At 69.5% G+C, this 13,761-nt stretch carries 9 protein-coding genes; 4 read left to right on the forward strand and 5 right to left on the reverse strand.

Features of this window, described 5'->3' with window-relative positions; all coding sequences use genetic code 11:
* Positions 1-76: 76 nt before the first annotated feature.
* The gene (locus tag JMV16_RS16885) at positions 77-1,048 is read left to right on the forward strand and encodes an NAD(P)-dependent oxidoreductase (protein ID WP_201495462.1); all 972 of its coding nucleotides are present in this window, start codon (positions 77-79) and stop codon (positions 1,046-1,048) included.
* On the opposite strand, the gene JMV16_RS16890 is transcribed toward JMV16_RS16885, so the two are convergent.
* Positions 990-3,839, reverse strand: coding sequence for a valine--tRNA ligase (locus JMV16_RS16890; protein ID WP_201495463.1), 2,850 nt, complete (start codon positions 3,837-3,839; stop codon positions 990-992). The two genes, JMV16_RS16885 and JMV16_RS16890, sit on opposite strands and share 59 nt — an antisense overlap.
* A gap of 178 nt (positions 3,840-4,017) precedes the next feature.
* Between JMV16_RS16890 and JMV16_RS16895 the strand changes: the two genes are divergently transcribed.
* Entirely contained in the window at positions 4,018-5,385 is a 1,368-nt protein-coding gene (locus JMV16_RS16895; protein ID WP_201495464.1) for a S41 family peptidase, read from the forward strand.
* A 21-nt stretch (positions 5,386-5,406) separates the two neighbouring features.
* Here JMV16_RS16895 and JMV16_RS16900 read toward each other — a convergent pair whose 3' ends face one another.
* Positions 5,407-6,384 (reverse strand): GMP reductase, encoded by a 978-nt coding sequence (locus JMV16_RS16900; protein WP_201495465.1) that lies wholly within the window; start codon positions 6,382-6,384, stop codon positions 5,407-5,409.
* Between the two features lie 92 nt (positions 6,385-6,476).
* Here JMV16_RS16900 and JMV16_RS16905 point away from each other — a divergent pair, with 92 nt between their 5' ends.
* On the forward strand, positions 6,477-8,825 hold the full coding sequence (locus JMV16_RS16905; RefSeq protein WP_201495466.1) for a UvrD-helicase domain-containing protein: 2,349 nt from the start codon (positions 6,477-6,479) through the stop codon (positions 8,823-8,825).
* On the opposite strand, the gene JMV16_RS16910 is transcribed toward JMV16_RS16905, so the two are convergent.
* Genes JMV16_RS16910 through JMV16_RS16920 form a run of 3 tightly spaced genes read right to left on the reverse strand, consistent with a single transcriptional unit; the run spans position 8,809 to position 10,929 of the window.
* Positions 8,809-9,633: a BPSS1780 family membrane protein gene (locus tag JMV16_RS16910; RefSeq protein ID WP_201495467.1), complete on the reverse strand. Its 825-nt coding sequence runs from the start codon at positions 9,631-9,633 to the stop codon at positions 8,809-8,811. The genes JMV16_RS16905 and JMV16_RS16910 overlap by 17 nt on opposite strands.
* A gap of 1 nt (position 9,634) precedes the next feature.
* A complete protein-coding gene (locus JMV16_RS16915) occupies positions 9,635-10,603 on the reverse strand; it encodes a homoserine kinase (protein ID WP_201495468.1) in 969 nt (322 codons plus the stop codon).
* Positions 10,604-10,611: 8 nt separating this feature from the next.
* Positions 10,612-10,929 carry a hypothetical protein gene (locus JMV16_RS16920; RefSeq protein ID WP_201495469.1) on the reverse strand — a complete coding sequence of 106 codons (318 nt, stop codon included), beginning with the start codon at positions 10,927-10,929 and terminating at the stop codon, positions 10,612-10,614.
* A gap of 53 nt (positions 10,930-10,982) precedes the next feature.
* Here JMV16_RS16920 and polA point away from each other — a divergent pair, with 53 nt between their 5' ends.
* Positions 10,983-13,745 (forward strand): DNA polymerase I, encoded by a 2,763-nt coding sequence (gene polA, locus JMV16_RS16925; RefSeq protein ID WP_201495470.1) that lies wholly within the window; start codon positions 10,983-10,985, stop codon positions 13,743-13,745.
* Positions 13,746-13,761: the final 16 nt, after the last annotated feature.

A 13,761-nucleotide genomic window follows, 5' to 3' on the forward strand; every position in this document is an offset into this window, starting at 1 on the left:
TGCGTGGGAGTGAGCGTCGGTTGATTGTGTCATCTGGACTTGGCGCTCCCCCTGGCAGCGCCGAGACTTCTTCCCCATGGACGTCCTGATCGTTGACACGGTCGATGCCGACGTGCTGGGCTGGCTGGGTTCCCGCCATGAACTGCATGTGGCGCCGCAACTCGCTGCCGATGCGTTCGCGCTGCGCGCGGCGCTGGAGACCGTGCGCGCGCTCGTGATTCCGCCCGGCGTGGCGCTGGATGCGGCCACGCTGCGCGACGCGCCGCGGCTGAAGGTGGTCGGGCGCGTCAATGCGGCAGCCGAGAACATCGACCTCGACGCCTGCGTGCGCGCCGGCATCGAGGTCGTGCGCCCGGCCGCGGCCCACGCGGCGGCCGAAGCCGAGTTCGTTGTCGGTGCGCTGCTGCAACTGCTGCGCCGCGTGCCCATCATCAATGCCGAGGGCCTGCATGTGGGGCGCGAACTGGGCGGCGCGGTGGTCGGCCTGGTCGGCATCACGCCCAGCTTCAAGCCGCTGGCGCGCCTGCTCACCGCCTTCGGCGCCACCGTGAAGGGCTACGACCCCGGCGTACACGCCAGCGACGGGCTGTGGTCGCGCGTCGATGTCGAACCTTCGGGCCTGCAGGCCCTGGTGCGCGGCAGCGACGCGCTGTGCCTGCTGCTGACCTGCCACACGCGCTACCACGGGCTGTTCGGCGAACGCCTGCTGACCGAGGCCAAGATGAACCAGGTCGTCGTGAGCCTGTCGCACGCCCGCCTCTTCGACGAGGTGGCGCTGGCCCACGCCCTCACCGAGGGGCCGCTGGCCGCGGCCTGGCTGGACGCCGTGGAGCCCGATCTGCTGGCTCCGGGCCGGCCCTTGCATGGCGTGACCACGCTGCAGACCACGCCTCGCGTGGCCGCAAGCACCCACGAGTCGCGCATACGCGGCGCCTGGGCCGTGGCGCGGCGCATCGACGAGGTGCTGCTCGCCGCGCCGCGCGGCGATTTCAGGACGACACGGCCAGCCGCGCTTGCTGGTCTTGCAATCGGCCCAACGCCTGCCTGAAATCGGCCATTCGCGCACGCTCCTGCTCGACCACCGCGGCCGGCGCACGCGCGACGAAGCTCTCATTGCCCAGCTTGGCCTCGGCCTTGGTGATCTCGCCCTGCAGGCGGGCAATCTCCTTGGCCAGTCGCGCCTGCTCGGCCACAAGGTCGATCTGCACATGCAGGGCCAGGCGCAAGGTGCCGGCCAGGGCCACCGGCGCGTTCTGCGTCGCGGCGGCGAAGGCGGCCTCGTCGGCCAGCGGGCGCACCTCGGCCAGGCGGGCCAGGGCCTGCAGCAGCGGCGCGGCGCTGGTGACGAAGTCCTCGTCGCCCAGGGTCAAGAGCGGCACGCGCTCGCCCGGTGAGAGCGACATCTCGCTGCGCAGGCGCCGGCACTCGGCCGCCACCTGCTTGAGCCGCGCCACCCACTGGTCGGCCACCGGGTCGATCTTCTCCAGCTGCGCCTGCGGGTAGGCGGCGGTGACGATGCTCGCGGTCTTCTTCATGCCGGCCACCGGGGCCACGGCTTCCCACAGCTCGGCGGTGATGAAGGGCGCCAGCGGGTGCAGCAGGCGCAGCACGGTCTCGAGCACGCGGATCAGGGTGCGGCGCGTGGCGCGCTGCTCGGCCTCGCTGCCTGATTTCGTGGCTTCGGCGATCTGCACCTTGGCGATCTCGAGGTACCAGTCGCAGTACTCATCCCAGACGAAGGCGTAGATGGCGTTGGCGACGTTGTCGAGCCGGTAGTCGGCAAAGCCCTGGGCCACCGCGGCCTCGACGCGCTGCAGTTCGCCGGCGATCCAGCGGTCGGCCATGGAAAAGCGCATATAGCCGTGGAAGGCGCCGCCGGGCTCGCAGTCGGCCTTGGTGTGTTCCTTGAGGCCGCAGTCCTGGCCCTCGCAATTCATCAGCACAAAGCGGGTCGCGTTCCAGAGCTTGTTGCAGAAGTTGCGGTAGCCCTCGCAGCGCTTGCTGTCGAAATTGATGTTGCGCCCCAGCGTGGCATAGCTGGCCATCGTGAAGCGCAGTGCGTCGGCGCCGAAGGCCGGAATGCCCTGGGGGAATTCCTTCTCGGTCTGCTTGCGCACGCGCGGCGCGGTCTCGGGCTTGCGCAGGCCGGTGGTGCGCTTGTCGAGCAGGGGGGCTAGCTCGATGCCGTCGATGAGGTCGACCGGGTCGAGCACATTGCCCTCGCTCTTGCTCATCTTCTGGCCCTGGGCGTCGCGCACCAGGCCGTGGATGTAGACGTCGCGGAAGGGCACGCGGCCGGTGAAGTGGGTCGTCATCATGATCATCCGGGCGACCCAGAAGAAGATGATGTCGAAGCCGGTGACGAGCACGGTGCTGGGCAGGAAGAGTTCCTGCTCGACGGTCTTGTCGGGCCAGCCCAGTGTCGAGAAGGGCACGAGGGCCGAGGAATACCAGGTGTCGAGCACGTCCTCGTCGCGCGTGAGCGCACCCTGGTAGCCGGCCGCCACGGCGCGCTGGCGGGCTTCACTCTCGTTGCGCGCGACGAAGAGTTCGCCGCCCGTGCCATACCAGGCCGGAATCTGGTGGCCCCACCAGAGCTGGCGGCTGATGCACCAGTCCTGCAGGTTGTCCATCCAGTGGTTGTAGGTGTTGACCCACTGCTCGGGCACGAAGCGCACCTGGCCGCTGGACACGGCCTGGCGCGCTTTCTCGGCGATGCTGCTGCCATCCTGGCCGGCCTTGTTGACGGCGACGAACCACTGGTCGGTGAGCATGGGTTCGACGACCTGGCCGGTGCGCGCGCAGCGCGGCACGGTGAGGCGGTGCTTCTTGGTCTCGACCAGCAGGCCCAGCGCATCCAGATCGGCGACGACCTTCTTGCGCGCAACAAAACGGTCCAGCCCGCGGTAGGCGGCCGGCGCCTGGTCGTTGATCTTGGCGTCGAGGTCGAGCACGCCGATCATCGGCAGGCCGTGGCGCTGGCCCACGGCATAGTCGTTGGCGTCGTGGGCCGGCGTCACCTTGACGACGCCGGTGCCGAACTCGCGGTCGACATAGGCATCGGCGATCACCGGAATCTCGCGCCCGGCCAGCGGCAGCAGCACCGTCTTGCCCACCAGCGCGGTGTAGCGCTCGTCCTCCGGGTGCACCATCACCGCGGTGTCGCCCAGCATGGTCTCGGGCCGCGTCGTCGCCACCACGAGCGAGCCCGAACCATCGGCGAGCGGGTAGCGGATGTGCCAGAGGAAGCCGTCTTCCTCTTCGCTCTCGACCTCGAGGTCGGACACCGCGCTCTTGAGCGCCGGGTCCCAGCTCACCAGGCGCTTGCCGCGGTAGATCAGGCCCTCGTCGAAGAGGCGCACAAAGGTCTCGGTGACGATGGTCGAGAGCTTCTCGTCCATCGTGAAGTACTCGCGCGACCAGTCCACGCTGTCGCCCAGGCGGCGCATCTGGTTGGTGATGGTGGCGCCGGAGCTGGCCTTCCAGTCCCAGACCTGGGCGACGAAGTTCTTGCGCCCGAGGTCGTGGCGCGAGACGCCGCGGTCCTGCAGCTGGCGCTCGACGACGATCTGCGTGGCGATGCCGGCGTGGTCGGTGCCCGGCAGCCACAGCGTGTTGTGGCCGCGCATGCGGTGGAAGCGCGTCAGCGCGTCCATGATGGTCTGGTTGAACGCATGCCCCATGTGCAGCGTGCCGGTGACATTGGGCGGCGGCAGCTGGATGGCGAAGCTGGCGCGCGCCGGGTCCAGCGTGGGCTGGTGGGCCTCGGCCGCGGCCCAGCGCGGGCCCCACAGGGCTTCGATGGCGGCAGGTTCGAACGACTTGGCGAGTTCGGTCATGATGGGGGCAAGCGGCCGTCGCCGCGGGCCCGGTGCCCGCTGCCGCACGGCAGGACAAAGCGACACAAAACGGCCGCCCTGGCCTGTCAACGAAAGCCGGGCGGGAAGAGTTTCGATTGTAGGTGGCGGCCTGTGCGGCGCCGTGGGCCCGGCCGCGGGCGCGAAGACGGAGGCTCCCATGTTCGAAATCCCCTTGTTCAGGCGCTGGCGCGCACCGCTGGCCGCCAGCCTGGCGCTGCTGCTGGCGGCCTGCGGTGGCGGTGGCGACGATGCCGGCGGCGGCTCGCAACCGGCGAGCTGCAACCTGGTCGACCAGAAGGACTGGCTGGGCAGCTACATGAACGACGCCTACTTCTGGTACCGCCTGTCACCGCAGCCCGATCCCAGGCCCTATGCCAGCACAGCCACCTATTTCGACGCGCTGCTCTACACCGGCACCGACCCGGTCTTTCCGGCCGACCGCTGGAGCCGCATCGAATCGACCGAGAGCTTCAACCTCTTCTTCGGCAACGGCGCCACGCTGGGCTATGGGGTTTCGGTGGCCGGCAGCGAGCTCGATGGCGATGGCACGCGACCCCTGTACGTGCGCTATGTCGAGCCCAACTCGCCCGCCGCCCTGGCCGGTGTCTCGCGCGGCGACCAGGTGCTCACGGCCAACGGCCAGAACCCGGCGCAGCTGATCGCCAACGGCTTCTCGGCGCTCTCGGCCAGCCAGCGTGGCGAGACCCTGAGCTTGCGGCTGCGCCGCGCCGGCGTCGACCGCACGGTGACGCTGACCGCCGCGGACTTCAATCTCAGCCCGGTGACCGGCGCCACCTGGTTGCTCACCACGGGCGGGCGCCTGATCGGCTATCTCAACGTCAAGGACATGATCAGCCAGGCCGGCGCGCCGCTGGAGACCGCCTTCGCGCAGTTCAAGGCTGCCCGCATCGACGACCTCGCGCTCGACCTGCGCTACAACGGCGGCGGCCTGGTCTCCACCGGCGGTGTGCTGGCGTCCTACATCGCCGGCCTGCGCGGCACCGGCCGCAGTTACGCCAAGCTGCTCTACAACGACAAGAACGCGGCGCGCAACACGGCCTTCGCCTTCAGCAACCCGACGTCGTCGCTGGGCCTGCCGCGAGTCTTTGTGCTGATGGGCCGGCGCACCTGCTCTGCCAGCGAACAGGTGATCAACGGCCTGCGGGGACTCCGTGACCAGGGCTTTGAGGTCATCGCCATCGGCGAGACGAGCTGCGGCAAGCCGGTCGGCTTCAACCCCGTCAGCGCGTGCGGCAACACCTTCAACGTGGTCAACTTCGAGAGTGTCAACGACCGCAATGAGGGCCGCTATTTCGACGGCTTCGGGCCCACCTGCCCGGTGGCCGAGGACTTCACCGTGGTGCAGGGCAGCTGGGACGATCCGCTGATGGACGCCGCCGGCCGCTATGCCGACAACGGCGCCTGCCCGGTGGCTTCAACGCGTGCCCAGCCACTGGCCGTGCGCGCGGCGCGTCGCAGCGCGATCCTGGAGCCCGGCGAGCGCCAGGGCATGTTGGGTCGCTGAGGCCCGGCCGCGGCCGGGCACCTACATGAACAGGTGCTCGCCCGCGTTCTCGCCGCCCAGCACGACGTAGTTGACCTTCTTCAGGTCCATCAGCACGCGGCCACCGGCATAGCTGATGCTGCTCTGCAGGTCTTCGCGCATCTCGCGCAGCGTGTCGGCCAGGCGGCCCTTCACCGGCTCGAGGATGCGCTTGCCCTCGACGTGCTTGTACTCGCCCTTGTTGAAGTCGCTGGCGCTGCCGTAGTACTCCTTGTAGAGCCGGCCATCGACCTCGACGGTGGCGCCGGGCGATTCCTCGTGACCGGCAAAGAGCGAGCCCACCATCACCATCGCGGCGCCGAAGCGCACGCTCTTGGCGATGTCGCCATGGTGGCGGATGCCCCCGTCGGCGATGGTGGGCTTGGTGGCCACGCGGGCACACCACTTCAGCGCGCTGAGCTGCCAGCCGCCGGTGCCGAAGCCGGTCTTGAGCTTGGTGATGCACACCTTGCCCGGGCCCACGCCCACCTTGGTGGCATCGGCGCCCCAGTTCTCGAGGTCGATCACCGCCTCGGGCGTGGCCACGTTGCCGGCGATCACGAAGGCGGCCGGCAGGCGCGCCTTGATGTGCTCGATGGCCTTGCGCACGCTGTCGGCATGGCCGTGGGCGATGTCGATGGTGATGTAGTCGGCGCCCACGCCCTCGGCGGCCAGGCGGTCGACGACCTCGAAGTCGGCCGCCTTCACGCCCAGGCTCAGGCTCACATAGAGGCCGCGCTCGCGCATGCGCTTGGCATAGGCCACGCTGTCGAGATCGAAGCGGTGCATCACGTAGAAGTGGCCGCCGGTGGCCAGCAGCACGCTGATGGGCTCGTCGACCACGGTCTTCATGTTGGACGGCACCACCGGCAGCGCGAAGCGGCGGCCGCCGAACTCCACCGAGGCATCGCATTCGCTGCGGCTCTCGACGCGGCACTTGCGCGGCAGCAGCAGGATGTTGTCGTAGTCGAAAATTTCCATGCTCGTGGTCCGCGGTGGCGACGGCGTCTGCGCTGTCCGGCGGATGTTAGCGCGCGCCCTTGCGCGCTTCCTCCGTGCCCGACAATGCCGCCATGTCCATGGCCTCCACTCCAGACGCCGGCGCGCCGGCACTGCTGCGCAACCTCAATCCCGAGCAACTGGCCGCGGTGACGCTGCCGGCCGTGCCGGCGCTGATTCTGGCCGGCGCCGGCTCGGGCAAGACGCGTGTGCTCACCACGCGCATCGCCTGGCTGCTGCAGACCGGCCAGGTCTCGCCCGGCGGCGTGCTGGGCGTGACCTTCACCAACAAGGCCGCCAAGGAGATGCTCACAAGGCTCTCGGCGATGCTGCCGGTGGCCGTGCGCGGCATGTGGATAGGCACCTTCCACGGCCTGTGCAATCGCTTCCTGCGCGCGCACTGGAAGCTGGCCGGCCTGGCCCAGGGCTTCCAGATCCTCGACAGCAGCGACCAGCTGAGCGCCGTCAAGCGCGTCATCAAGGCCATGAACCTGGACGAAGAGCGCTTCGTGCCCAAGCAGGTGACCTGGTTCATCGCCGGCAACAAGGAGGAAGGCCGGCGCCCGCGCGACGTGGAAGTGCGCGACGAGCAGACGCGCAAGCTGGTCGAGATCTACCAGGCCTATGAAGAGCAGTGCCAGCGCGAGGGCGTGGTCGACTTCGCCGAGCTGATGCTGCGCAGCTACGAGCTGCTGCGCGACAACGACCCGCTGCGCGCGCATTACCAGCGCCGCTTCGGTCATGTGCTGGTGGACGAGTTCCAGGACACCAACCGGCTGCAGTACGCCTGGCTGAAGATGTTCGCGCCGCCGGGCAATCAGGTGGAAGGGCCTGGTGGCCCCGGTGGCCAGGGCGTGTTCGCGGTCGGCGACGACGACCAGAGCATCTACGCCTTCCGTGGCGCGCGGGTCGGCAACATGGCCGATTTCGAGCGCGAATTCCGGGTTGACCGTGTCATCAAGCTGGAGCAGAACTACCGCAGCTGCGGCCACATCCTGGACGCCGCCAACGACCTCATCAGCCACAACACGCAGCGCCTGGGCAAGAACCTGCGCACCGACCTGGGCGCCGGTGAGCCGCTGCGTGTGTTCGAGGCCAGCAGCGATTTCGCCGAGGCGCAGTGGCTGCTGGAAGAGGCCAAGGCGCTGCACCGCGCCGGCATGCCGCGCAGCGAGATCGCGCTGCTCTACCGCAGCAACGCGCAGAGCCGGGTGCTGGAAAGCGCGCTCTTCAACGCCGGCATGCCCTACCGCGTCTACGGCGGCCTGCGCTTCTTCGAGCGCGCCGAGGTCAAGCATGCCCTGGCCTATCTGCGCCTGCTGGAAAACGTCAGCGACGACACCAGCTTCCTGCGCGTCGTCAACTTCCCGGCGCGCGGCATCGGCGCACGCAGCATCGAGCAGTTGCAGGACGCCGCCCGCGCCAGTGGACGCAGCCTGGCCCAGGCCGTGGGCGCGGTGGCGGGCAAGGCGGGCGGCAACCTGCAGGCCTTTGTGGCGCTGGTCGACCGCATGCGCGAGGCCACCCACGGCCTGACGCTGCGCGAGATCATCGAACATGTGCTGCACGCCAGCGGCCTGCTCGATTTCTACAAGACCGACAAGGAGGGCCAGGACCGCATCGAGAACCTTGAGGAACTCGTCAATGCGGCCGAGAGCTTTGTCACGCAGGAGGGCTTTGGCAAGGACGCGGTGGCGCTGCCGGTGGACGAGCAGGGCGGTGAGGCCGCGCCCGACGCCGAGACCGGCGAGATCATGAGCCCGCTGGCCGCCTTCTTGACCCATGCCAGCCTGGAGGCCGGCGACAACCAGGCCCAGGCCGGCGCTGACGCCATCCAGCTGATGACGGTGCATTCGGCCAAGGGCCTGGAGTTCGACGCCGTCTTCATCACCGGCATCGAGGAGGGCCTGTTCCCGCACGAGAACGCGCTGTCCGATGCCGACGGCCTGGAGGAAGAGCGGCGCCTGATGTACGTGGCCATCACACGGGCGCGCAAGCGGCTGTACCTGAGCTTCAGCCAGACGCGCATGCTGCACGGCCAGACGCGCTACAACGTCAAGAGCCGCTTCATCGAGGAGTTGCCCGAGGGCGCGCTGAAGTGGATCACGCCGCGCCAGCCGGGCTTCGGCTCGGGCTATGCGCGTGAATACCAGCAGGCCTGGCAGCGCGGCAGCGGTCTGAGTGGCATCGTCGGCGCCGGGCGCGTGGCGCCGGCCCCGCCGCCGCCCATCAAGACCGCGGCGCAGCCCGAGGGCCAGCAGGGGCTGCGTGTCGGCCAGACGGTGTTCCACACCAAGTTTGGCGAAGGCGTGATCACGGTGCTGGAAGGCCGCGGCGCCGATGCCCGCGCCCAGGTGCATTTCGGCCGCCACGGCAGCAAGTGGCTGGCGCTGGCCATCGCCAAGCTCACGCCGGTCGATTGATCTCGGGGTCGGCGGCGGCCGTCGCGCCGCCGAAGCTGTCATTGAAGGTGAAGAGCAGCGAGATGTAGAACACGGCCGAGAACACCAGCCCGCCTGGCACGCCCAGGATGCCGGCCAGTTGCGGCAGGCCCAGAAGGCCGAAGACGAACGCGGTGACGAAGCCGAAGACCAGCACCACGCCCACCCAGCCCAGCATGTAGCCGAAGAAGGCGCCGCGTGCGCGCCACACCGCCAGCGTGCTGGAAAACAGGGCCTGGCCCGCGCTCTGGCCGCCCCAGTACACCAGGGCTGGCGCATGCCAGTAGGGCACGGAGAGCGCCGTGCCCAGCGTGCCGGCCAGCAGCAGCGCCGCGCTGACGCCGGGCTCGGCGAGCAGGGCGTCGATCTCGGCCTGGGCTTCCTGGCCGCGTGCCATCAGCGTCTGCAGCCGGCCCCAGGCGCTGTTGGACACCGCATCGGCCAGCAGCAGGATGAACAGGGCTGCCACGCCGTAGCCCACGCACAGCAGCAGCAGCGCGCGCCGCCGCGCCGGGTCGGCCTGCAGCGGTTCGATGAACTGGCGCGGGCTTACAGGGCCGCCCTCGAGCGCCGAACGTGCGGCGACCATGAAGCCCAGCGAAAGCAGCGGCAGCGCCATCATCTGGACCAGGGCGCCCAGCACCGGCACCAGGCTGACCAGCAACGCCGCGCCCAGGAAGACCGCGAACAGCGAGGTGAAGGCCATGGGCCGGCGCGCGAACAGACGGAAGGCATCGCCTATCCAGCGCGGGCCGCGTGCGGCGGCAACGGTCTTGAGCAGCAGCGCCATGTCAGTGCGGCGGGTGCCAGGGGTTGGCGATGCGTGAGCGCAGCACGCGCTCGAAATGCGTCGGATCTTTGGGCTGCAGCAGGGCCGCGTCGCGCGGCAGATGCCAGTCCCACAGGCGCGAGATCCAGAAGCGCAGCGCTGCTGCGCGCAGCAGGGCCGGCAACGCGCGCACCTCGCCGTGGCTGAGCGGACGCTGCCGACCGTAGGCGGCCATGAAGGCGCCTGCCAGGGTCTCGTCGAGGGCGCCGCTGGTGGCGTCGCTGCACCAGTCGTTGAGGCAGACCGCGACGTCGAAGAGCAGGGTGTCGGTGCCGGCGAAGTAGAAATCGAAGAAGCCGCACAGGCGGTCGTCGCCGGCGGTGTCGTCGAACATCACGTTGTCGCGGAAGAGGTCGGCGTGGATGGGCCCGCGCGGCAGGGCCTGGCCGGCCGGCGAAGCCGCCAGGTGTTGCTGGTAGGCGATCTCGTCGCGCAGCAGCGCCGCTTGCCCGGCGTCCAGGTGCGGCAGCACCAGGGGCGCGGTTTCCACCCACCAATCCAGGCCGCGCAGATGCGGCTGCTGCGGCGTGAAATCGACGCCTGCCAGGTGCATCTTGGCCAGCATCGCGCCCACTTGGGTGACGTGGACGAGCGCCGGCCGCAGGCGGTGGCTGCCGGGCAGGCGGGTCACCACCGCGGCCGGCTTGCCGCCGGCGCTGTGTACCAGCCGGCCCTGGGCGTCGGGCTGGGGCGCGGGCACCGGCACGCCATGGGCCGACAGATGCTGCATCAGCTCCAGGTAATAGGGCAGTTGCTCGGCCGGCAGGCGCTCGAACAGCGTCAGCACCCATTGGCCGCGCGTGGTGGTGGCGTAGTAGTTGGTGTTTTCTATGCCCGAGCGTATGCCCTGCAGATCGGTCAGCCCGCCCAGGCCCAGGGCGCCGAGCAGGGCCTCGGCCTCGGCAAAGCCGACTTCGGTATAGACCGCCATCGCGGCCGTCAGAAGCTCAGCACCGACCAGGCGGTCTGGCCGGTGGCGCCGCGCTGCTGCGCCGCGTCGCGTCCGTTGGGGCCCACGATGATTTCGTAGGGCGCCACGGGCAGCAGCTTGCTCTGCACGACGATGCGCTGCGGCGCGCCGCGCAGGCGCGTTTCCTCGATGCGCGCGCCCTCATCCTCGATCACGGTGCGGCGGGCCACGGCCTCGGCGGGGGCGGAGGCCGCGCGTGGCGCCGGCGCGGGCGGCTCGGCGGCCATGGCGGCCAGCACCGGCAGCAGGAAAAGGGGGCCGGCAGCAAGGCGGGCGATCAGGCTCATGGGGCGATTCTACGCAGCGGGCTCGGGCCACCGGGGCGCGTCACAATGACCGCATGAGCGAAAGAATCATGCTGCTGGTCGACGGTTCGAGCTATCTCTACCGCGCCTTCCATGCCATGCCCGACCTGCGCGCCGGCGACGGCTTTCCCACCGGCGCGGTACACGGCATGGTGGCAATGATGAAGCGGCTGCGCGAGCAGATTCCGGCCGAGCACGCGGTCTGCGTCTTCGACGCCAAGGGCCCGACCTTCCGCGACGGCTGGTACCCCGAGTACAAGGCCAACCGCGCGCCCATGCCCGAGGCCCTGGTGCAGCAGATCGCGCCCATCCACGAGGTCGTGCGCCTGCTCGGCTGGCCGGTGCTGGAAGTGCCCGGCATCGAGGCCGACGATGCCATCGGCACCCTGGCCCGCGTGGCCGCGGCCAGCGGCCACCAGGTCATCGTCTCCACCGGCGACAAGGACCTGGCGCAACTGGTGACGGAGCAGGTGACACTGATCAACACCATGAGCAACGAGCGCCTGGACATCGCGGGCGTACAGGCCAAGTTCGGCGTGTCGCCCGAGCGCATCGTCGACTACCTCACCCTGGTAGGCGACACCGTGGACAACGTGCCCGGGGTCGAGAAGGTGGGCCCCAAGACGGCTGTGAAGTGGATCGCCGACCACGGCAGCCTGGACGGCGTGATCGCCGCTGCCGACAGCATCAAGGGCGTGGCCGGCGACAACCTGCGCAAGGCGCTGGATTGGCTGCCGATGGGGCGCAAGCTGGTGACGGTGGTGACCGACTGCGACCTTGCCGGCCACATCGAGGGCTGGCCGGCGCTGGAGGCGCTGGCGCTGCGCCCGGTGGACCAGGCCGGCTTGCTGTCTTTTTATGAGCGCTACGACTTCCGCAGCTTCCGCAAGGAGCTCGAAGCGGCGCTGGGCAGCACGCCGAGCACTGCGGGCGCGGTCCTGGAAGCCGACGCGCCGCCGCGCACGGCCGCCGCCGATCTGGCGCGCGACTACGAGACCATCACGAACTGGGAGCGCCTGGAGCACTGGATGGCCCTGCTGCAGGCGGCCGAGCTGGTGGCGCTGGACACCGAGACCGATTCGCTGGACGCGATGCGCGCCCGCATCGTCGGCATCAGCTTTGCCGTCGAGCCCGGGCGCGCCGCCTATGTGCCGCTGGCCCACAACTACCCCGACGCGCCCGAACAGCTGCCCATCGACGAGGTGCTGGCGCGCCTCAAGCCCTGGCTGGAAGACGCATCGCGCGCCAAGCTGGGCCAGAACATCAAGTACGACCTGCATGTCTTCGCCAATGCCGGCATCGCGGTGCGCGGCTACGCGCACGACACCCTGCTGCAGAGCTATGTGCTTGAGGCCCACAAGACCCACGGACTGGAGGCGCTGGCCGAGCGCCACCTCGGCCGCAAGGGCCTGAGCTACGAAGACCTGTGCGGCAAGGGTGCGAACCAGATTTCCTTTGCCCAGGTCGACGTGGCCCGCGCCGCGCAGTACAGCGGCGAGGACAGCGAGATGACGTTGCAGGTGCACCAGACGCTGTGGCCTCTCGTTGCCGCAGACGGGGATGAAGAGCGCGGCCTGCGGCTGGTCTACGAGCGCATCGAGATGCCGGTGGCGCAGCTGCTGTGCCGCATCGAGCGCCACGGCGTGCTCATCGACGCCGCGGTACTGGCGCGCCAGAGCCAGGAGCTGGCCGAGCGCATGGTGGCGCTGGAGCAGGAGGCCTATGCCATCGCCGGCCAGCCCTTCAACCTGGGCAGCCCCAAGCAGATCGGCGAGATCCTGTTCGTCAAGCTGGGCCTGCCGGTGAAGAAGAAGACCGCCAGCGGCGCGCCGTCCACGGATGAAGAGGTGCTGCAGGAATTGGCTGCCGACTACCCGCTGCCGGCGCGCATCCTCGATCACCGGGGCCTGGCCAAGCTCAAGGGCACCTACACCGACAAGCTGCCGCTGATGGTGAACCCGGCCACCGGCCGCGTACACACCAACTACGCGCAGGCGGTGGCGGTGACGGGGCGGCTGTCGAGCAACGACCCCAACCTGCAGAACATCCCCATCCGCACGCCCGAGGGCCGGCGCGTGCGCGAGGCCTTCATTGCGCCGCCAGGCCATGTGCTGATGAGCGCCGACTACAGCCAGATCGAGCTGCGCATCATGGCCCACATCAGCCAGGACCCGGCCCTGCTGCGCGCGTTTGCCGAGGGCGTGGACGTACACCGCGCCACCGCCAGCGAGGTCTTCGGCGTGCCGGTGGCCGATGTCAGCAGCGAGCAGCGCCGCTACGCCAAGGTCATCAACTTCGGCCTCATCTACGGCATGGGCGCCTTCGGCCTGGCTTCCAACCTGGGCATCGAGCAGAAGGCGGCCAAGGACTACATCGACCGCTATTTCGCGCGATTTGCCGGCGTCAAGCGCTACATGGACGAAACGCGGCTGGAAGCCAAGGCCCGGGGCTATGTGCAGACCGTCTTCGGCCGCCGCCTCTGGCTGCCCGAAATCAACAGCGGCAACGGCCCGCGCAAGGCCGGCGCCGAGCGCCAGGCCATCAACGCGCCCATGCAGGGCACGGCGGCCGATCTCATCAAGCTGGCGATGATCGCGGTGCAGCAGGCCCTGGACGACGAGGGCCGCGCCACCCGCATGGTGATGCAGGTGCACGACGAATTGGTGCTCGAGGTGCCCCTGGAAGAGCTGGCATGGGCGCGCGAGGCGGTGCCGCGGCTGATGGCCGGCGTGGCGAAGCTGGCGGTGCCGCTGCTGGCCGAGGTAGGTGTGGGCGAGAACTGGGACCAGGCTCACTGAGGAGCCTGCCCCTGCC

The sequence above is a fragment of the Rubrivivax sp. A210 genome (genome assembly GCF_904426505.1).
Lineage (GTDB): Bacteria > Pseudomonadota > Gammaproteobacteria > Burkholderiales > Burkholderiaceae_C > Rubrivivax.